The 20,391-nt window shown below is 60.6% G+C and carries 18 protein-coding genes; 10 read left to right on the forward strand and 8 right to left on the reverse strand.

Annotated features, from left to right (window positions below; all coding sequences use genetic code 11):
- Positions 1-7: 7 nt before the first annotated feature.
- From MJQ68_RS04320 to MJQ68_RS04340, 5 genes are all read left to right on the forward strand, one after another.
- Entirely contained in the window at positions 8-2,467 is a 2,460-nt protein-coding gene (locus tag MJQ68_RS04320; RefSeq protein WP_238749752.1) for a TonB-dependent receptor domain-containing protein, read from the forward strand.
- A gap of 225 nt (positions 2,468-2,692) precedes the next feature.
- Positions 2,693-3,832, forward strand: a complete 1,140-nt coding sequence (locus tag MJQ68_RS04325) for a porin family protein (protein WP_238749753.1) — start codon at positions 2,693-2,695, stop codon at positions 3,830-3,832.
- Between the two features lie 93 nt (positions 3,833-3,925).
- Positions 3,926-6,373: an outer membrane beta-barrel protein gene (locus tag MJQ68_RS04330; RefSeq protein WP_238749754.1), complete on the forward strand. Its 2,448-nt coding sequence runs from the start codon at positions 3,926-3,928 to the stop codon at positions 6,371-6,373.
- Positions 6,374-6,595: 222 nt separating this feature from the next.
- The gene (purE, locus tag MJQ68_RS04335; protein ID WP_238749755.1) at positions 6,596-7,090 is read left to right on the forward strand and encodes a 5-(carboxyamino)imidazole ribonucleotide mutase; all 495 of its coding nucleotides are present in this window, start codon (positions 6,596-6,598) and stop codon (positions 7,088-7,090) included.
- 146 nt (positions 7,091-7,236) lie between these two features.
- A complete protein-coding gene (locus tag MJQ68_RS04340; RefSeq protein ID WP_238749756.1) occupies positions 7,237-8,901 on the forward strand; it encodes a glutamine--tRNA ligase/YqeY domain fusion protein in 1,665 nt (554 codons plus the stop codon).
- Positions 8,902-9,126: 225 nt separating this feature from the next.
- Here the strand turns inward: MJQ68_RS04340 and MJQ68_RS04345 are convergent, their stop codons facing one another.
- Both MJQ68_RS04345 and MJQ68_RS04350 read right to left on the reverse strand, forming a co-directional pair.
- Complete coding sequence (locus tag MJQ68_RS04345) at positions 9,127-9,516, reverse strand: translation initiation factor (protein ID WP_238749757.1); 390 nt, start codon at positions 9,514-9,516, stop codon at positions 9,127-9,129.
- Positions 9,517-9,519: 3 nt separating this feature from the next.
- Positions 9,520-9,942: a DUF983 domain-containing protein gene (locus MJQ68_RS04350; protein WP_238749758.1), complete on the reverse strand. Its 423-nt coding sequence runs from the start codon at positions 9,940-9,942 to the stop codon at positions 9,520-9,522.
- Positions 9,943-10,179: 237 nt separating this feature from the next.
- Here MJQ68_RS04350 and MJQ68_RS04355 point away from each other — a divergent pair, with 237 nt between their 5' ends.
- The gene (locus MJQ68_RS04355) at positions 10,180-11,046 is read left to right on the forward strand and encodes a sigma-70 family RNA polymerase sigma factor (RefSeq protein ID WP_238749759.1); all 867 of its coding nucleotides are present in this window, start codon (positions 10,180-10,182) and stop codon (positions 11,044-11,046) included.
- Positions 11,047-11,070: 24 nt separating this feature from the next.
- Here the strand turns inward: MJQ68_RS04355 and MJQ68_RS04360 are convergent, their stop codons facing one another.
- Genes MJQ68_RS04360 through MJQ68_RS04370 form a run of 3 tightly spaced genes read right to left on the reverse strand, consistent with a single transcriptional unit; the run spans position 11,071 to position 13,327 of the window.
- The gene (locus MJQ68_RS04360; RefSeq protein WP_238749760.1) at positions 11,071-11,496 is read right to left on the reverse strand and encodes a gliding motility lipoprotein GldH; all 426 of its coding nucleotides are present in this window, start codon (positions 11,494-11,496) and stop codon (positions 11,071-11,073) included.
- 35 nt (positions 11,497-11,531) lie between these two features.
- Entirely contained in the window at positions 11,532-12,704 is a 1,173-nt protein-coding gene (dnaJ, locus tag MJQ68_RS04365) for a molecular chaperone DnaJ (protein WP_238749761.1), read from the reverse strand.
- A 41-nt stretch (positions 12,705-12,745) separates the two neighbouring features.
- On the reverse strand, positions 12,746-13,327 hold the full coding sequence (locus tag MJQ68_RS04370; protein WP_238749763.1) for a nucleotide exchange factor GrpE: 582 nt from the start codon (positions 13,325-13,327) through the stop codon (positions 12,746-12,748).
- Between the two features lie 194 nt (positions 13,328-13,521).
- Here MJQ68_RS04370 and MJQ68_RS04375 point away from each other — a divergent pair, with 194 nt between their 5' ends.
- The 4 genes from MJQ68_RS04375 (at position 13,522) to MJQ68_RS04390 (ending at position 17,959) form a co-directional block, all read left to right on the forward strand.
- Positions 13,522-14,247, forward strand: coding sequence for a LolA-like protein (locus tag MJQ68_RS04375; RefSeq protein ID WP_238749765.1), 726 nt, complete (start codon positions 13,522-13,524; stop codon positions 14,245-14,247).
- Between the two features lie 103 nt (positions 14,248-14,350).
- Positions 14,351-16,546, forward strand: a complete 2,196-nt coding sequence (locus MJQ68_RS04380) for a WD40/YVTN/BNR-like repeat-containing protein (protein WP_238749767.1) — start codon at positions 14,351-14,353, stop codon at positions 16,544-16,546.
- The gene (locus tag MJQ68_RS04385) at positions 16,546-17,394 is read left to right on the forward strand and encodes a hypothetical protein (protein WP_238749768.1); all 849 of its coding nucleotides are present in this window, start codon (positions 16,546-16,548) and stop codon (positions 17,392-17,394) included. The genes MJQ68_RS04380 and MJQ68_RS04385 overlap by 1 nt, the downstream gene beginning before the upstream one ends.
- Before the next feature lie 73 nt (positions 17,395-17,467).
- The gene (locus MJQ68_RS04390; protein WP_238749769.1) at positions 17,468-17,959 is read left to right on the forward strand and encodes a DUF4112 domain-containing protein; all 492 of its coding nucleotides are present in this window, start codon (positions 17,468-17,470) and stop codon (positions 17,957-17,959) included.
- Here the strand turns inward: MJQ68_RS04390 and cmk are convergent.
- The 3 genes from cmk to MJQ68_RS04405 all read right to left on the reverse strand — a co-directional run bounded on the left by cmk (position 17,943) and on the right by MJQ68_RS04405 (position 20,274).
- Positions 17,943-18,620, reverse strand: a complete 678-nt coding sequence (gene cmk / locus MJQ68_RS04395; RefSeq protein WP_238749771.1) for a (d)CMP kinase — start codon at positions 18,618-18,620, stop codon at positions 17,943-17,945. The genes MJQ68_RS04390 and cmk overlap by 17 nt on opposite strands.
- Positions 18,621-18,720: 100 nt before the next feature.
- Complete coding sequence (locus tag MJQ68_RS04400; RefSeq protein ID WP_183494890.1) at positions 18,721-18,942, reverse strand: DUF2795 domain-containing protein; 222 nt, start codon at positions 18,940-18,942, stop codon at positions 18,721-18,723.
- Between the two features lie 135 nt (positions 18,943-19,077).
- Positions 19,078-20,274 (reverse strand): hypothetical protein, encoded by a 1,197-nt coding sequence (locus MJQ68_RS04405; RefSeq protein WP_238749773.1) that lies wholly within the window; start codon positions 20,272-20,274, stop codon positions 19,078-19,080.
- Positions 20,275-20,391 lie beyond the last annotated feature (117 nt).

Raw genomic sequence — 20,391 nt, forward strand, 5'->3', positions numbered from 1 at the left:
TACCCATATGAGATTTTCGCTTAGCCTAGCTTTCCTATGCTTACTCTGCACCTGCGTTCGCGCCCAGCATACCCTGACGGGCCTGGTGCAAGACGACAGCGGCACCGCCGTAGCCTTCGCCAACGTAGCCGTCTACACCACCGCTGACTCCAGCCTGATCAAGGTGGAGACCACGGCCGACGACGGCAGTTTCCGCCTTGTCAACCTCGCCTCCGATACCTACGACCTCGTCGTGAGCTACATCGGGGCACCCTCGCTACGCCGCCGGGCCGTGGAGGTGCACGGACCGCTCGACCTCGGTATCCTGTCCCTGGCCCCCGCAGGTATCGACCTCAAGGGTGCCACCGTGACGGCCACCCGTGCCCTGGTAGAAGTAAAACCCGACCGCACGATATTTAATGTACAGGGCACCATCAACTCCGCCGGCAACGACGCGCTGAGTCTGCTGGCTATGGCCCCCGGCGTCACGCTGGACAACAACGACAACATCAGCGTACTGAGTCGCTCGGGCGTGATCATCTACGTCGACGGCCGCCGCCTGCCCCTGCGCGGTACCGACCTGAGCAATTACCTGCGCACCCTCACCGCCGAGCAGATCGACCGCATCGATATCATCAGCAGTCCCGGCGCCAAATACGAGGCCGAGGGTAATGCCGGTATCATCGATATCCGCCTCAAAAAAGCGGAGAACGAAGGCATCAACAGCACCCTCACCGCCTCGGGCAGTCAGGGACGCTACGCGATCTATGCCCTCAACGCCGGGGCCAACTACCGCAACCGCCGCTTCAACCTGTTCGGTAACCTGGGCTATACCTCTTCAGACAGTTATACCGACAACGACTTTCGCAGCACCCAGAACGGCTTTCTGTTGCTGGACGAGCAGTACAGTCAGCCCCGCCTGCGCACCCCCTCGGCCCGCCTGGGCCTGGACCTCTACCTCGGCAAGCGCCACACGCTGGGCGGGCTCTACAGCGGGCAGTACCAGTCTGGCGAACGCGACGTCATCAACCAGACACGCATCTACGCCGACTCGTCTTTCGGGATCGGCGCCACTCCGCCCAAGGGCGTTGCCGACAGCATCCTGATCGGTGGGGTAGACGGTCGCGGTGACCACACCCAGAACGCCCTCAACCTCAACTACAACTTCGCCATCGCGGCCGGCCATAACCTGAACGTAGACGTCGACTACGGCCGCTTCCGCAACGCCGACGTGCTCGACCAGCCCAACCGCTATATCACCCCCGACGGCCAGCTCCTGAGCGTAGCCGACGCCTACTTCGAGACCCCCACCGACATCGACATCTATACCGCTCGGCTAGACTACGATTTCCCATTAGGACAAGGTGCCGCGAGCGCAGGTGCGAAGTATACCCGCGTTATGACCGACAATACCTTCTCGGCCTACGACGGGCTATCCGAGGTGCGCCAGTTTCGGGCCGACCGCAGCAACGAATTTTCATACGACGAAACGGTCTATGCCGCCTACCTCACCTACTCCGGCAGTGTCAGCGAACGGCTCACCTACAGCTTAGGACTCCGCCTGGAAGCCACGGAGGCAGAGGGCCGGCTACTGGAGCGGTCCGACAATGCGATCACCACCCCGATCGACTCCAACTACCTCAGTCTGTTCCCCAACGCCGGACTGATCTACCAGCTCAGCGATAAGCAGACGCTGAGTCTGCGCTACGGCCGCCGCATCAATCGGCCCGACTACAACGTGCTCAACCCCTTCCGCGTACAGCTCAACGAGCTGAGCTACGAGGCGGGCAATCCTACCCTGGGTCCGGAGATCGTCAACAACCTCCAATTGGGCTACACCATCGCCCAGCGCTACAACTTCCAGCTGGCCTACAGCCACACCCAGGCGGCCATCGCGCGGCTGTTCAGTCCCGACCAGTTCAACCCCCAGGCCGGCTTTGCTACCTACGACAACCTGAACAGGCAGTCGATCTACTCCTTTAGCGGCAGTGCCCCGGTAGAGCTGACCGACTGGTGGAACATCTACGTCTCGGTGACCGCCCGCTACATCGACAACCAGGCCGACTACGCCGAACAGGGAATCTTCGGGCCCCAGGCCGTAGTCGACGTGCAGCAGTATAACTACAGCGGCTTGGTGCAGAATACCTTTTCCCTGCCCTGGGCCCTCACCGCCGAGCTCACCGGCCGCTACATCAGCGCGGGAATTTCGCAGGGTATCTTCGAATATGACGACCTGGGCTACGTAAACATCGGTCTGCAGCGCCGCTTTCTGAACAAGCAGCTCAACGTGAAGCTCAGTGGTAACGACCTGTTTCGCAACCTCGTCATACGCGGGGGCAGTGATTTTGGCGGTCTGCTCGTACGCGGCGATGTATTCCGCGATAGCCGGCGTGTAGCCCTCAGTATGAGCTATATCTTCGGTAATCAGAAGGTTAATAGTCGCCGCCGTGATACGGGGCTGGACGAGGCGGCTGGGCGGGTTAATTAGACTGCCTTCGGCAGATTAGATCGCTTCGCTCGTTAGACCCCTTCGGGGGGTAGACCGCTAAAGCGGGTAGACAGTATGAGGCAGGCGCTCTACCCGCGTAAGCGGTCTACCCCGAAGGGTCTAACGAGCCGACAGGCGATCTAACGAGCGAAGCGATCTACCAAGCCGCAGGCAACGTTACTACGTCGCTCTTCGTCTTATTGGATATATCTCATATCTAGTATAATGAAGCACCTAATCCTACTTATCTGTTTATTAATCAGTATTGGCCTGTGCGGTCAGACCAGGAAGGGCAACTGGTACCTCAGCGGCAATACGGCCGTGGCGGGGCAGCACGTTACCGGCACCCAAACATCTGTGTATTCGCCCACTGCCGAACTGTACGGGCGCAGCAATCTGTCGGCCACGTCCTTTCGTAGCGGTTACTTTCTCAGCAACCGGCTCCTGGTAGGTACGCGGCTGGATTACCTGCGGACGATCGCCCGAGATTATTACGTTACGAACGAGAGCAACCGGCTGAGCCTAAAGCCCTTCGTGCGCTACTATATACTGGACGGTAGCTCCCGTCGCTCTTTGGCCGTATTCGGTGAGCTGGGCTTTGGCACCATCAGCTTTGGCGCCGGAGACCGCTACGAAACAGACTTTCACCTCGGACTGGGTGCCGAACTCCCCCTGGCGCCGGGAATTCTCGGGACGGCCAACCTGAACTATGACGCCAATGCCTGGGGGATCAACTTTACTAACCTTACCCTGGGGCTCAACGTGCTCACCGGACAGCTCCAGGATAGTCCGGCCACCGCTCCCCTGCGCCGTGGCACCTTCACTACGTCCGGCCGGCTAGGTTCCGTGGCCTATGGCCGCAACAAGAGCGGGGATGATGTAGCAGCGGAACTTCAGGTTCGATTGTCGCCCCAGCTAGGGTACTTTATTCTCGACGGCCTCCTGCTGGAAGCTGCCGTGACCTTCGACTATAGGACTTACCGGAGCGATTCCCGCTACCGCTTCCATTACGCCGCAGCGTTCGACTCGTATGCCCTTGATGCAGGCCTGACGGCGCGGTACTATGTGCTACAGCGCGGTCGCCTGCTGCCCTACGCGGAGGTCGGGCTGAGCTACCTGCAGCAGCGCAATCACACCGGTATGCGCGCTGTCCTAGTCGATGGTCCCAAGCTCCGGGCACTGCCCTGGCGGGCGGGAGCGGGGCTATCGTACATCCTTTCTCCACAGCTCGCGCTCGACCTCTCCGGGGTATATCAGCGGGGGACCACCAAGCGCCTAAGAGACAGCTGGACCAATAACCAGCCACAACGCCGCCTACAGGGCACGGTCGGTCTACGCTTCTTTTTGCCGGCGGCTGGGCGATAGTCTGTCATAACGTGCAGTTTGCCGAAAAATAAGTGGTGAATGACCGCTAAGGGTGGAGTTTCGCGGTATTCCAGTGGACTTACCGACACCAGCATGAAACATTCACTCTTTACGCTCGCACTTTGTTTATCCTTCTTTTCTGGCTATGCCATCGCTAGTCCGTTGCCGGATCGGGTCGCATTCAGCGTAGTCGGCCAGGTACAGGATGCCGAATCCGAGGCCGTAGCCTTTGCGAACGTGGCCCTGTATGCCGCCTCGGACTCGAGTCTCGTCAAGGTAGAGACCACCGACGAAGCCGGTCTTTTCCGCATGCAGGGGGTAGCCGGCGGCAGCTACCGGCTGGTCATAACCTACCTCGGTGCGCCGGATCTGACCCGCCTGCTGGACATATTCCAGGATCTGGACCTGGGTGTACTCCGCATGGCCCCCGCCAGCATCGAGCTAGCCGAAGCGACCGTAACTGCCCAACGCGCCCTGGTGGAGGTAAAGCCGGACCGCACGGTGTTCAATGTAGAGGGTACGATCAACGCGGTCGGTAATGACGGGCTGGACCTGCTCCGCAAGGCCCCCGGCGTCAACGTCGACAACAATGACAACATCAATGTACTGGGCCGCTCCGGCGTGCTCGTATACGTTGACGGTAAACGCCTGCCCCTGTCCGGCACCGACCTGAGCAATTACCTGCGCAACCTCACCGCCGAGCAAATTGACCGCATCGATATCATCACCAACCCGGGCGCCAAATACGAGGCCGAGGGCAATGCCGGTATCATCGACATCCGCCTCAAAAAATCGGAGAATGAGGGGGCCAACGGAACGGCTACGAGCACCTTCAGTCAGGGCAGGTACAGCCGACTCAGCTCGGGACTCAGCGGCAACTACCGCAACAAGCGCTTCAATACCTTCGGCTCCCTGAACCACTACACCTCTCAATTCTGGAATGCCTTCGCCTTCACCGGCATCCAGAACGGTCTGCGCCTGCGGGAAACCAACTCCTTCTACACGGATAACAATACCCCCTCCTTCCGCTTCGGCACCGACGTCTTCCTATCCGACAAACACACCCTGGGCTTCCTGGTCAACGGCCGGTTCAGCGACATTGACGCAACCACCCGCAACCAGGTCATCGTATACGGTAGCCCTACCGCCGTGCAGCCCGATAGCATCCTGCGGGCGAATAACCTGGCCGATCGGGACCGCAATCAGCAGACCTACAACCTGAACTACCAGTACCGCATGGACGAGGCGCGCAGTCTGACGGTAGACCTCGACTACGGCCGCTTCCGCAACGCCTCCCTGCTCGATCAGCCCAACCGCTACTTCTCCCCCGGCGGCGAGGCCCTCAGCGAGACCATCAACTTCTTCGATACCCCCACCGACATCGACATCTACACCGCCAAGGCCGACTACGAGCAACCCCTGGCCGGCGGTCAGTTCGGCACCGGTCTCAAGGTGAGCCGGGTCGCCACCGAAAACGCCTTCCTCTTTTACGATATTCTGGCGGGCACGCAGGTGCTGAGTACATCGCGGAGCAACCGCTTCGACTACACCGAAAACGTCTACGCCGCCTACCTCAATTACAGCGGTCAGCTCAGCGAAGCGGTCAGCTACTCCCTAGGCGTACGCAGCGAGCTTACCGACGCCACCGGCGACCTCCGCGCCTTCGAGGAAGACCTGCGCGAGCCCCCCGTCGAACTCAACTACCTGAGCTTCTTCCCCAGTGCCGGCATTACCTACCAGCTCGATGCCGAGAAGGGCAATAGCCTATCCCTGAACTACGGCCGCCGCATCAACCGGCCCGACTACAACGTCCTCAACCCCTTCCGCATCCAGCTTAGCCAACTGAGCTACGAGCGCGGTAACCCCTTCCTCAACCCCGAGATCGTAGACAACATCGAGCTGGGCTACACCCTGGCCTACCGCTACAACTTCAAGCTGGGCTACAGCGAGACCGCTAACCAGATTACCCGCCTCATCGGTCCGGATCGGGACGACCCCCGCGCCAGCTTCATTTCCTGGGACAATCTGGCCAGTCAGCGCGTCATCAGCTTCAACGTCAGCGCACCGGTCACCGTCAGCCCCTGGTGGAACCTGTACGTCAACGCCTCGGCCAGTCACCTCGACAACCAGGCCGACTACGGCGACGGCGTCACCATCGACCTCCAGGCCTTCACCTACAACGCATTCGTACAAAACACCTTCAAGCTCCCCTGGGGCCTCACCGGCGAGGTCAGTGGCTACTACTCCGGTCCCGGCGTCTGGGGCGGCGTATTCGAGTACCAGGACAACGGCTCCCTCAACCTGGGTCTGCAGCGCAAGTTCCTCAACGATCAGCTCAACGTCAAGCTCAGCGCCAACGACATCCTCTACACCACCGGCTGGCGCGGCCGCAGCGAGTTTGCCGGCCTCGTCAGCCAAGGCAACGGCAACTGGGATAGCCGCCGCATCGGCCTCAGTCTCACCTACACCTTTGGCAAGCAGGGCATCAAGAGCCGCGAACGCAAATCCGGCCTCGAAGAAGAAGCTGGGAGGGTTAATTAGATCGCTTCGCTCGTTAGATCGCCTGTCGGCTCGTTAGACCCTTCGGGGGGTAGACCGCTAAAGCGGGTAGACCGTACGAGGCAGGCTGTCTACCCGCGTAGCGGTCTACTCCACCGAAGGTGGTCTACCCGCGTTAGCGGTCTACCGAGCGAAGCGATCTAACCCGCCGTAGGCGATCCAAGCGCGCAGCGCGCTCTACCTTACGCAGAAATAAAGCAGTCTATGGTATCCATCATTATGGGGTCTGACTCCGATTTGCCCATTATGCGTCCGGCGGCGGAGGTGCTGACGGACTTTGGCATTGCGATCGAGGTGACCGTGGTATCGGCCCACCGCACGCCGGAGCGGCTCTACACGTATGCCCGGGGGGCGGCGGCGCGCGGGGTGCAGGTGATCATCGCGGGAGCGGGCGGAGCGGCGCATTTGCCCGGGATGGTGGCCAGCCTATGCCCGTTGCCTGTGATCGGGGTACCCATTAAGAGTCGCAACAGCATCGACGGCTGGGATTCGGTGCTGTCGATCCTACAGATGCCGGGGGGCATACCGGTGGCTACGGTTGCACTGGATGGAGGTAAGAATGCCGGTCTGCTGGCCGCGCGTATCCTGGGGGCACAGGATGTAGCGATCCGCGAACGCATGGAAGCTTACCAGGAAGAACTCCGGGCGGCAGTAGAGAAGAAATACACCAAGCTGGAACGGGATGGCTGGCAGCACTAGTGGTTCCCGGCATCCTGCCGGGGCGTGGTCGCGTACTTCGCATTTCGTTGCTTTCCATGCTGCCTGAGCTGGTGAACCAATCCCCGCAGCAGGGTGCTACGTACCATTGGGCTGACCTACCTTTGCCGGTCCACAGCACGTAGCCCATGTCCACCCCCCCCAAGACCAGCGATAACTTCATCGAGGAACTCATCGCAGAAGACCTCGCGAACGGCAAGCACGGCGGTCGTATCCATACCCGCTTCCCGCCCGAGCCCAATGGCTACCTCCATATCGGTCACGCCAAGGCGGTCGTCATCAACTTCGAGATCGCCAAGAAATTCGGGGGCACGACCAATCTGCGGATGGACGATACCAATCCCAGCACCGAGGAGACGCAGTTCGTCGACAACATCCAGAACGACATCAAGTGGCTAGGCTACACCTGGGTGGGAGACACCCGCTACGCCTCCGACTACTTCGACGAGCTGTACCAACTGGCCCTGCGGCTGATTGATAAGGGACTGGCTTACGTAGATGATTCCACCGCCGCCGAGATCGAAGCCCAGAAGGGGGATATTGGCGTGCCGGGTACTAATAGTCCGTTTCGGGACCGCAGTCCGGCGGAGAACCGCCGCCTGTTCGAAGGCATGAAGGCCGGGGAGTTTACGGACGGATCGAAGGTGCTCCGGGCCAAAATCGATATGGCTCACCCCAACCTACTCCTGCGCGACCCGGTCCTGTACCGCATCAAGCACGAAGCCCACCACCGCACGGGCGACACCTGGTGCATCTACCCCCTATACGACTTCGCCCACGGGCAGAGTGACTCGATCGAGCAGATCACTCACTCGCTCTGTAGTCTGGAGTTCCGCCACCACCGCGATCTCTACAACTGGCTCATCGAGGCGCTGGAGATCTTTCCCAGCCGGCAGATCGAGTTTGCCCGCATGAACGTCGACTACTTCATTACCTCCAAGCGCAAGCTGAAACTCCTGATCGAAGAAGGCGTGGTCGACGGCTGGGACGATCCCCGCATGAGCACCCTGGCCGGTCTGCGCCGCAAGGGCTTCCCCGCGGAGGCCATTCGCAACTTCTGCATCGACACCGGCGTCACCCGCCGCGACAACCAGCAGACGCTCGACCTACTGGAGTTCAAAGTCCGCGAGGTCATGAACCGTGATGCCGACCGCTACATGGCCGTCCTCGATCCGGTCAAGCTCGTCATCACCAACTACCCGGACGGACAAACCGAGCAATTGGATACCGAAAACAACCCCGAAGACGAGAGCCGCGGCACCCGCGCCCTGCCCTTCAGCCGCGAACTGTACGTCGAGCGCAGTGACTTCCGCAAGGAACCCCAGAACCGCAAGTACTACCGCCTGGCCCCGGGCAAGGACGTCCGCCTGAAGAGCGCCTACATCATCCACTGCGAAGGCCACGAGGAGGACGAAGCGGGCAACGTCACTCAGATCAACTGCACATACTACCCCGACTCCCGCTCCGGCGAAGACACCAGCGGCGTCAAGGCAAAGGGCACCCTCCACTGGGTGGATGCTGCCACCGCCACCGATCTGGAGGTCCGCCTGTACGAGCCCCTCTTCACCGATCCCACCCCCATGGACCATCCCGACCGGGACTTCCTGGAGTTCATCAATCCCAACAGCCTCACCGTAGTCACCGCCAAGGGTGAGCAGGCGCTAGCCTCCGCCGGGGTAGGGGAGAGCTTCCAGTTCCTCCGCCAGGGCTACTTCACCGTCGACCCGGACAGCACCACCGACCGCCCGGTCTTCAACCTCACTGTGGGACTCAAGTCTAGCTTCAAAGGGTAGGGTCGCTGCGCTTATTAGACCGCTTCGCGGGTAGATCGCCTTCGGCTCGTTAGACCGCTGTCGCGGGTAGACCACCTTCGGCGGGGTAGACCGCTACGCGGGTAGACGGCCTGCCTCGTACCGTCTACCCGCTTTAGCGGTCTACCCCCGAAGGGTCTAACCAGCGAAGCGATCTACCCCGAAGGGTCTAACGAGCCGAAGGCGATCTAACAAGCCGAAGGCGACCTACCCCCCGCTACGCTTAGTGTTTACGTAGCCTTCGGCTAATAACAGCTCGATGACCCGCTCACGCTGATCGCCCTGGATGATGATGGTGCCGTCCTTGACCGAGCCGCCTACGCCGCACTGTACTTTGAGGGATTTGCCGAGGGCCTGGAGGACATCGTCGGGGCCGGTGAAGCCGGTGACCAGGGTGGCGGCTTTGCCGCGGCGGTATTTGCGGTCTACCTGCACCCGGAGGGCGTCATGCATAGTTGCACCTGCGTCCCCGCCCTCGGTGTTGGACTGATCGGGGAGGTTCTTGGGGGGAGGGGGGAGATCCGTGAGCCGGGAGAGGGCGGCAAAGGGATTGTCCTGGCTGACGGGCTGCTTGGGGGCGTAGTTTTTCTTGGCCATGGCTTAGGTGCGGTTGGACGTTTCGGGAGGGGGGATGTGCAGAGTGCCTGCGTCGACGGCGGCAGCTACGTCTGGCTTAAAGCCGTAGACCATGCCGAGCCAGACCGAACGGGCCACGCGGAACCACCAGACGAACAAGACACCCACAATGACCAGCAGGGCGATGAAGGAGCCGATCATGGACCAGTCCAGGATCCAGCGGAAGAACATGACGATGCCCAGGCAGAAGAAGCCCGAGCCGATGTAGGAGATGAACATCGAGCCGTAGTAGAAGCCGGGCTCGGGAAAGTAGGTCTGCCCGCAGGCCGGACAGTGGGTGTACTGATCGAAGGGCCGGCTGAAGGAGAAAGAGGGCGTAGGGAAAAGCTCTCCCCGGTGGCAGGTCGGACACTTCAGGGAAAAAATACTGTACAGTTTGCTGGCCATAGTGTACGGGCTAATTCGGGGATGGGGTGCCGATACAACGGACGGACGTATTGGAAAGTTAGGGCATCGACGGTGCTAGTAAGCGGAATATACCGGCCCATAGTAACTTTTAGGTAGGGTATACGCATTATAGTAGGGTAGCGCCTAAAGTTGTTCTATATTAGGACTCTAATTCGTGTAACCCCCTCCGGAGTGTGCCGGGGGCATAAAACCCAGCCCTTGAAAAGGTAAGTCAGAATGCGTCAGCTAAAGATCAGTAATAAAATCACCAGCCGCGAGAGTATCGCCCTGGAAAAGTATCTCACCGATATCGGTAAGATCGACCTGTTGACGCCCGAAGACGAAGCCGAACTCGCCGCCCGCATCCGCGACGGCGATCAGCTGGCCCTCGAACGACTCACCAAGGCCAACCTGCGCTTCGTAGTCTCTGTGGCCAAGCAGTACCAGAACCAGGGCCTGAGCCTGTCCGACCTGATCAACGAAGGCAACGTAGGACTCATCAAGGCCGCCAAGCGGTTCGACGAGACGCGGGGCTTCAAGTTCATCTCCTACGCCGTCTGGTGGATCCGCCAGAGCATCATGCAGGCCATCGTCGAGTACAGCCGACTGGTGCGCATGCCCAATAACAAATCGGCCGGCTATACCAAAGTGACGCAGGCCATCGCCAGCTTTCAGCAGCAGTTCGAGCGCGACCCGGAACCGGAGGAACTCGCCGAAGTACTACAGATCAGCGTAGCCGACGTTGAGCGTGCCATGCGAGGCCGTATGCGCCATTTGAGCTTCGATGCCCCCGTGGCCGGAGACGACTCCGACATCACCATGCTGGATACCTTGGCCAACGACGAAAACTCTAATCCCGACCTCAAGGTGATGGGAGAGAGCCTCAGCAAGGAGGTAGCCGCCAACCTGAACCTGCTGGCCCCCCGCGAGCGCGCCGTACTGGCCGCCTACTTCGGACTAGACGGGGAAGAGCAGCTCAACCTGGAAGAGATCGGCGACCGCTTCGACCTCACCCGCGAGCGGGTACGGCAGATCAAGGAACGCGCCATCCGACGGCTACGGCGTAGCCGGAACAAGAATCTGCTGCGGAGTTACCTGGGCTAGGGCCGAGGTGCTATTCGCTGGGTACTAGTGCCGCACGATACGAAAGCCCATACCGGTAACCTCCGGTAGTATCTCCTCGCGAGAAAATTGGGTGACCACTAGTCGGTGCTCCCCTAGCTCCGTAAAGCGTGTACCTTCCTGTAGGGCGATTTCGGTCGTGCAGTTACCACCGCTACAGTCTCCGTACCATTCTCCAAAGTTATCCGCCAGCTGCAGCGACAGCGGCTGAATCCGCTGGGTGCCACCCGGTAACTGAGTGTTCAATCGCACGTAGAAGTTCTGGAAGGCGAAGTCTTCGGTGTGCTCGACGGTGAGGACCAGGTCGTAGCGACTGCTCGTATCCGTAACCGGGAAGGTATAGGTAAGGCTATCACCGTAGGGCCAACCAGTAGCGGGTAGTGCGGAGGAGTCCTCATAGACGATATCCGGTCCACACGCTACACAGAGCATGCAGAGCACGAGGGCTAAGCCGCTACGCCAGGGGTTCACGTGAAGTACTCCTTCATGCGTTCGAAGAAGCCCTTATCGCCCTTTTCGAGCTTGGGGTCGAAGTTCTCCATGTCGCGCATGCGTTCGAGTAGCTCGGTCTCTTCGCGACTGAGCTTCTTGGGTGTCCAGATATTGACGTGGATGAGCTGATCGCCGCGGCCGTGGCTCTGCAGGGCGGGCAGACCCTTACCGCGCAGGCGGAAGATCTTGCCCGACTGCGTACCGGCCGGCACCTTGATCTTCACCTTGCTACCGATGGTGGGTACTTCTACGGAGGTGCCCAGGGCGGCATCGGCGAAGTTGAGGTAGAGATCGTAGATCAGCTTCTGTCCGTCGCGCTGGAGTTCCTCGTGCGGCTTCTCCTGAATGTTGATCAGCAGATCGCCGGGAGGTCCGCCGCGGCGGCCGGCATTGCCCTTGCCGCGCATACTGAGCTGCATACCTTCTTCTACACCCGCGGGAATATTGACCTCGATGGTGTCTTCGCCGTACACGCGGCCGTCGCCTTTACAGTTGTTGCAGGTCGCCTTGATCTGCGTGCCGGTGCCCGAGCAGGTCGGGCAGGTGGCCGTGGTGGCCATCTGTCCGATGAAGGTGGAGCGTACCTGGCGTACGACGCCGGCACCGCCACAGGTACGGCAGGTCTCGACGCTCTCGGCATCCTTAGCACCACTGCCGTCACAGACTTCGCACTCGCGCTGCCGCTTGACCTTGATGCGCTTGGCTACGCCCTCGGCGATCTCTTCCAGCTCCAGGGGGACCTTGATGCGCAGATTGGAGCCGCGCTCGCCCCGGGGCTGCCGGCGGGAGCCGCCGCCCGCCGCACCGCCGAAGAAAGAGCCGAAGCCGCCGCCACCGCCGCCGTCGCCGAACATGTCGCCAAATTGGGACATGATATCCTCCATCGTCATACCACCGGGGCCGCCGCCGCCGAATCCGCTCTGGCCGTTCACGCCGGCGTGGCCGAAGCGGTCGTAGCGAGCCCGTTTGTCCCCATCGTTGAGGACATCGTAAGCCTCGGCCGCTTCCTTGAATTTCTCCTCCGCGACCGTGTTATCCGGGTTGCGGTCAGGGTGGTACTTCATGGCCAGCTTGCGGTAGGCCTTTTTTAGGGCATCGGAATCGGCGTTTTTGGGCACGCCGAGTACCTCGTAATAATCTCTGGCCATCGGGCTATTGCTTAATGTATTAGGGTAGGGGAGCGCGTGGGCTACTTACCTACCACCACTTTGGCGTGGCGAATGATGCGGCCGTTGAGGGTGTATCCGCGTTCGATGGTGTCCACTACTTTGCCCGCCATGTCGGGGGAGGGGATCTCGGTGACCGCCTCGTACAGGTCGGCGTTGAAGTCCTTTCCGGTGCTGTCCATGGCTTTGAGCCCCTGGGAGGATAGGGCCGCTAGCAACTTCTTCTGGACCAGTCCGATCCCGTTGTTCCATATTTCGGCCGTGGCTTCATCCTCGGTGGCGAGCTGGGCGGCCCGGTCGAAATCGTCCAGTACGGGTAGCAGGGCCTTCATGGTCTTGCTGCCGGCGGTATCCATCATTTCGAGCCGCTCGCGCTGGGTCCGCCGCTTGTAGTTGTCAAACTCGGCATACAGGCGCAGGTAGCGGTCTTCCTTTTCCTGGAGGCGCTGCTGCAGCTCCTCCATATCAACGGTATCGGGCAGCTCCTGCTGCAGATCACCGTCGGTCTTCAGGTCCTGTTCGAGTACCTGGTCCTCGGGGGCGGCATCGCTATGGTTCAGCATCTCATCGTCGACGATGGGTTGTTCGGGGTTCTTCTTGCTCATCTTCAAAAATCGTTTTAGCACGCCATTGGGGGGCAAATGTAGGACCAAGGCGACGGTGCGGAAACTTTGTCAGGTCAGGCCGGCACGGCCTGCACGATGTGGCGCATTTGATCCCCCGCTAGCCCGCATTCATCGAAAAACGGCGCACCCGCGGCCCCGCCCGTCTTATATTTGACGACACAACAATCCACCCTATGAAACGATTGACTACCCTCTTCACGCTCCTCTTCATGAGTGTTGCCCTGCTGGCGCAGGATGCGGTCACGCCCAGCCCCCGCGAGATCGGCGACGCCTACATCGAAATGATCGGCGGCAAAGACGCCTGGCTAGCCGTCAAAGCCACCACCATGCAGGGCACGGCCGGGATGGGCGGCATGGAGTTCCCCATGACCATCACCACCGCCGAGGGAGACAAAATGCGCCTCAGCCTAGACATCCAGGGTAGCCCCATGACGCAGACCTACGACGGCACCACGGGCTACATCCTCTTTCCCATGCAGGGCATCACCGAGCCCAAGCAGATGAGCGAGGAGGAGGCCGCCGATCTGGCCAATAGCCCCTTCCTGAGCGAGTTTATTGACAGCGAAGCGCGTGGCTTCACCCTCACGGCCGTCGAAGGCAAGGAGATCGAGGGCACCCCCACCTACGGCGTGAAGGTCACCAACGACGAGGGCTACGACCGTACCTACTACTTCGACACCGAGACCATGGTACCCATCATGGCCGAGCAGGTCAGTCAGGGCGGCCAGATGAAGGGCATGATCGTAGAGAGCTACATGAGTGACTACCAGGAAGTGGAGGACCTCATGATACCCATGTACATGGAGCAAAAGGCGAACGGACAGACCCTCATGCAGATGACCTTCACCGAGGTGAAGATCAATCCCGAGGTACAGGACAGCATGTTCATCCTGAAGTAAGCCGCCACCATACACGTACACTCATCTATTTTTTAGGGCGGGGTCGCAGGTGCAGGATTTATCCGGTATGGCGACCCCGCTCCTCACGTTAGCGCATCCCACTATGCAACGTTTTTGTTCCCTCCTCGCGGCACTGGCCGTGACCTTTGGCCTGTCCGCTCAGGACTTCACCACCAGCACGTCCATGTTCGGTGACCTGCGCGCCCGCCAGATCGGCCCGGCTGCCATGAGCGGACGGGTAAGCTGCCTGGTCGTCCACCCAGACGATGCCAATACGGTCTACGTAGGCGCCGGTGGCGGCGGCATCTGGAAAACGACCGACGGTGGGAATACCGTGACACCGATATTCGACGACTACAGTCAGAGTATCGGTGCACTAGCTCTTGCGCCCAGCGATCCGAAGGTGGTCTATGCAGGTACCGGGGAGGCCTGGGTGCGTAATAGTGTCAGCGTGGGAACGGGCGTGTACCGCAGCAGCGATGGGGGGCGGCGCTGGCAGTCCGTCGGATTAGACAGCACGGAGCGCATCAGCGGCATCGTCGTGCACCCCGAAAATCCCGACGTCGCCTACGTAGCAGCCATGGGACCGCTCTGGAGCGATGGAACCCAGCGCGGCGTGTTCAAGACTACTGACGGGGGAGCGAGCTGGACCAAGGTGCTCTACCTGGACCAGAGCACGGGGGCCGCCAGTATCAGCCTCGATCCGCAGCAACCGGACGTGCTCTTCGTAGCGATGTGGAGTCATCGGCGCACGCCCTATAGCTTCGACTCGGGCTATAAGGGTACCTCCGGACTATACCGTACGCAGGACGGCGGAGCGAACTGGGACAAACTCACTGAGGGGCTACCCCAGGAGACGCTGGGCCGTATCGGGGTAGCCGTGGCGCCCAGCAATAGCGAGGTCGTCTACGCTACCATAGAAACGGGCACGAAGGAAACCAAGGGCATGTACCGCAGTGCCGACGGCGGCGATACCTGGAAACTGGTGGACCGCAGCTTCAACAACCAGATCCGCCCCTTTTACTTTGCCAGTTTGACCGTAGATCCCTCCAACGACAGCATCGTAGCCAAGTGCGGCCTGACCGGCATCATCACGGAGACCGCCGGTGAGCTCTGGCGGGATATGCCGGGCCACGTGCACTCCGACTTCCACGATATCTGGATCGACCCCACCGACGGTAAGCACATCCTGGTGGGCACTGACGGCGGCGTGTACGAAAGCACCGACCGCGGCTATACCTTCCGCATGTGGAATAACCTGCCGCTCAGTCAGTTCTACCACGTGAGCGTCGATAACGCGGAGCCCTACCGCGTCTACGGCGGACTACAGGATAATGGCAGCTGGTACGGTCCCAGCCAGAGCTCCGGCGGTATCACCAACAGCGACTGGACCGTCACCCTCGGCGGCGACGGATTCTACAGCTTCCGCCATCCCGCCAAACCCCATATCGTATTCAGCGAGTACCAGGGCGGTACATTCAGACGCTGGGACGAGCGCACGGGCCAGTCCAAGACCATCACCCCCTACCGCACCGCCGACACCGACGAGCTGCGCTACAACTGGAACGCCCCCATCCACCTCAGTCAGGATGGCGAGCGGCTGTACTTCGCCAGTCAGTACCTGTACCGCTCCAGTGATGACGGTGACAGCTGGGAACGCATCAGTCCCGACCTGACCACCAACGACAGCAGCTACCAGAAGCAGTATATCAGTGGTGGACTGAGTATCGATAACTCCGGTGCCGAGAACTACACGACGATCTACAGCGTCGCGGAAAGCCCCCTGGATGATGCTATCGTCTGGGTAGGCACCGACGACGGCAACCTGCAACTCACCCGGGACGGCGGGGCCAGCTGGACCCTGGTCAACCCCAGCGATCCGGAGCTGCCCGCCGGTGCCTGGGTCACCTTTGTGGAGCCCAGTCCGCACGACCCCCTCTCGGCGCTGGTCACCTTCGATGCCCACCGGACGGGCGACCAGACCCCCTACCTCTACCGGACGGACGATGGCGGCCAGCAGTGGACGCGTCTCACGGATGAATCGCTCTCAGGCTATGCCCTCAGTGTACGTCAGGATCTGGTGAACCCCGACCTACTCTTTCTCGGTACGGAGTTCGGACTGTACATCAGCCTGGACGGCGGCGCTAGCTGGGCACCGTTTCGCAATAACGTGCCCCCGGTCGGGATCCGCGATATGGTGATTCACCCCCGCGACGGGGACCTGGTGATGGCCACCCACGGCCGTGGCGTGATCATCCTGGATGACTTGGAGGCCCTCCGGCAACTTACCCCGATCTGATGGGCAACGGGATCACCTTTTTACAAACCGATACGACCTACTTCTATGACGGCCTGAGCGGCGGGACGGGTCGGCTAGGCGGCAGCGGCCACTTCGTGGGGCAGAACCCCAGTAACGACGCGCGTATTCTGTACTACGCCGACAAGCGGCACACCTTCGGCAAGATGTACGTGGAGATTTACCGCGACACCCAGCTGATCCGTACGCTGCAGGCGGGTAAGAGTGCGGGCCTCAATGCCGTATCGTTACCCATCACTACGGAAAAACCCAAGTCGCCGCCCACTGACAACAGGATGGCTCGCTGGGGTGCACGTACGGGCCCAAGCCTGGAAGCCGGCACCTATCGGGTCAAGTTGATTAAGGGAAAGAATACCTACGAGACGGCCTTCACGCTGGCCCCGCGGCCGGGTAGCCCGTATTCCCTGGCCGACCGCAACAGTCATCGCGAACTGCTGCTGCAGCTGTACGACGATACCGAACAGGTCGCCTACCTACACGCCGTACTGGAGCACGTAGCCGAGCAGGCCGATACATCCGGTCATACCGCGCTGACCGAGCAGGCCCGACAGCTTCAATCGCAGCTTGTGTTCCTGGGCGGAGACGGCTACGTGAATGAAGGCGAGCAACTCGGGGAATCAGTGACTAGTCTGTACGGTAACGTAGCGGGCTTCCCCGGCCAACCCTCTGACAGTCAGGTTGCGGAGGCCCGGCGGTTGCGTGGAGAGATCGCCGCATTGCAGGAGGAAGTAGATGCACTGCTCGCCGAGGTCCGGCGCCTGAACGAAGGGGTAGCGGAAGAGCAGCAGATCACCTATCCGGACAAAGCCAGCTTCCTCGCTACGGAGTAAGGGCGAGCGAACGAGCGCAGCGGCGAACACCGGTGGCACCGCTGCGCTTTATCAGTCAGCCCGATCATCCCCTATGCATACCCCCGACCACCCCATTCTTACCGAAAAGCAACGCAGTATTCCCCAGCTCCGCTGGGTCGATACCTTCAGCCGGGTGTTGGATACCAAATTCCGTATCCCCGGTACCGGCGTGCGCTTCGGGCTGGATTTCATTCTCGGTCTGGTCCCCGGTGCGGGGGATATCCTGTCACTGGGTATGTCGGGCACGCTGGTTGCGACGATGGCCAAGAACGGTGCCAGCCCACTGCTGGTAGCGCGCATGATGGTCAACGTGATCCTGGATGCCTTCGTCGGCTCGATCCCCGTGCTGGGCAACATTTTCGACCTGGTGTACAAGGCTAACTACCGCAACGCCGAGCTGATGCGGGAGTACTATGAGGAAGGCAAGCACACCGGCAGCGTCTGGCCGGTCGTGCTGGCCGTGATTGGCTCGATCCTGCTGATGATGATCCTGTTGGTCTACGTGACGGTGCAGATCTTCCAGTTCCTTATCGGTCTGCTCTGAGGTCGGCTACCAGGGCGGCGCCGCGATCTACGAGTTCGTCCAGTCCGAGGTCGGTGTTGTCGAGGAGGATGGCATCGTCTGCCTGCCGTAGGGGGCTATCGTCCCGGTGGCTATCGATGTAGTCGCGTTCCTCCAGGTTGGCGGCTACGTCCACCCGCTGTACTTCCCGGCCCGCTCCGCGCAGTTCCCGCAGGCGGCGGTCGACCCGGGTATCCAGATCGGCGGTGACGAACAGCTTGAGGTCTGCATCGGGGAACACCACCGTGCCGATGTCGCGACCATCGAGAATGACGCCGCCGTCCTTGCCCATTTGCCGTTGCTGCTCCACCATGGCCCGCCGTACGATGGACAGTGCGGCGACGGGGGAGACCAGCTTACTTACTGCCAGTCCGCGAATCTCGGACTCGACGTCCTCGCCGTTGAGCAGCACGTGATTGTCGGAGGGGCGGAAGGTGATGCGGAGGGATTGCATGGCACCGGCGACCGCGCCCTCGTCGTCAAGATCTACGTTCTGGCGCTGGAGGTGTAGGGTGACGGCACGGTACATGGCGCCGGTATCGATGTAGCTGTAGCCCAGCCGCTTGGCCAGGGCACGGGCTAGGGTAGACTTCCCGCAGGCGGAGTAGCCGTCGATGGCAATGGTGAGGGGCTTGTTAAACACGGAATACACGGAGTTTACTTCACGGAGGACGGGGCATGATACGAACAAAGCCGGTAAGGGTTACCTACCGGCTTTGTGCACTAGTGACCGCCTGGGGGGGCTAGTATTCGTCCTCGTTGAAGAGGAAGTCGTCTTTGCGGGGATAATCGGGCCAGATATCGTCGATGGCCTCGTAGGTCTCGCCCTCGTCCTCCATGGCCTGGAGGTTCTCGATCACTTCCAGGGGGCTACCGGAGCGGATGGCAAAGTCGATGAGTTCATCACGGGTGGCGGGCCAGGGAGCGTCCTCTAGGTGAGAAGCGAGTTCGAGCGTCCAGTACATACGGGTAGAAGTTTAAGTACCTAAAAAAGCCGCGAGGTAGTGAATTGTTCCCCGTGTTTCAGGCCGCAAATGTAGCAATTGGCGCTAACTGTACCGAATAGTAAATTTACCGGGGTATAGAAAGCTGATAATCAGCTAGTTGTAGGTTCCAATGACGGTAAAAGATTTATCTTCATAGCCGGGGGGAACCTGTCCGATCCGGCTGCTATTGCGCGGACCGGTGGGATCGCAGAACACGTAGCGCTGCCCCTTGTAGTGGAACGAATCACCCTCCATATCGGAGCCGACGGCTACCGTCAGGTGATCCTCGTAAGCGATGACGGCCATGGGCAAGTCGAGCAGGTCACGCACCAGGGCGAAGAAGAGCGCCGAGCGATCCTCGCAGTCGGAGTAGCTGTACCCGAACAGCTCTTCGGGTACCATCGGCTTGGAGCGGCCGAAGTACTCGTTGTCTTCCTTGTAGGCGAAGGCCGAGCGGGTGAAGCTGGCCAAAAGCTCCAGCTGCTGCTGGGTATCCATACCCTGCATGTAGCCACTGAGCTGGGGCAGCAAGCTCTCGGTGAGGATGGGCGACAGCGGGGTCTCCAGGTAGCAGTACTCGTGGATGAAGGGGTAGTCGGACATGATGTCGACCATCGTCTGATCGAAGGTGACCTGTAGCTGCTGCCGTACGCCGTGAAAGGTGAACTCGAGGTCTTTGGCCACGGGCTGCTCGGCCAGGGTAGGCCAGCTCTGGAGCTGAAAGCCGAAGGACTTGCCCCGGGGATTGGGGTGGTCGTTGAAGATATATAGCCGCTGGCGGCCCTCGCAGCTTCCGCCCAGGCAGCTGAGGTTGGCGTAGGGGCGACCATCGGTCTCGATGATGGGTACCTCGAAGAGCTCCTGGGTGGTGTACACGTTGATGAATACCTCCTCGCCCCGGAAGGTCAGGCGGGCGTCGAAGCCACTATCAACTAATAGTTTGTAGAGCGTGATCCGCTGGGCATTGACGGACTCGCCGCGGTAGACCGCCTCGACGGTGGATTTGGCCAGTTTGTAGAACAGGAAGTCGTTGAGGCGGTAGTGTGCCTTGGCGGCCAGCAGGTGGTTCAGGAGGACCTGGGTGGGGCGGCGCTCGAGCTGATTGTAGGTCGCGCGGATGGAGGCATTGGTCAGCGCCTTGGGGTCTTCGATCAGCATGCCCGGGTCGTAGGTCAGGTCGACCGCCTGGGTGTAGAAGGGGATGGAGAAGCGCTGGTACGCATCGGGATTGCCGAGGTTGGTCAGGTTCGTATTGGCAAAGGCCAGTACGCAGGTAAGAAGGATGACCAGCCGGGCGGCAATACGTTTCATTCGGGGCTTAGCTTCAGGAAGATTACGAACGGCGGGGCGGTGGAATTACTCGCCCTCGCTTCTTCGTAATATACGTTTGCCACAAGTGAAAAGTATAAGCAGAGGCGGGGATTTAGG

Source organism: Neolewinella maritima (assembly GCF_923081025.1).
GTDB lineage: Bacteria > Bacteroidota > Bacteroidia > Chitinophagales > Saprospiraceae > Neolewinella > Neolewinella maritima.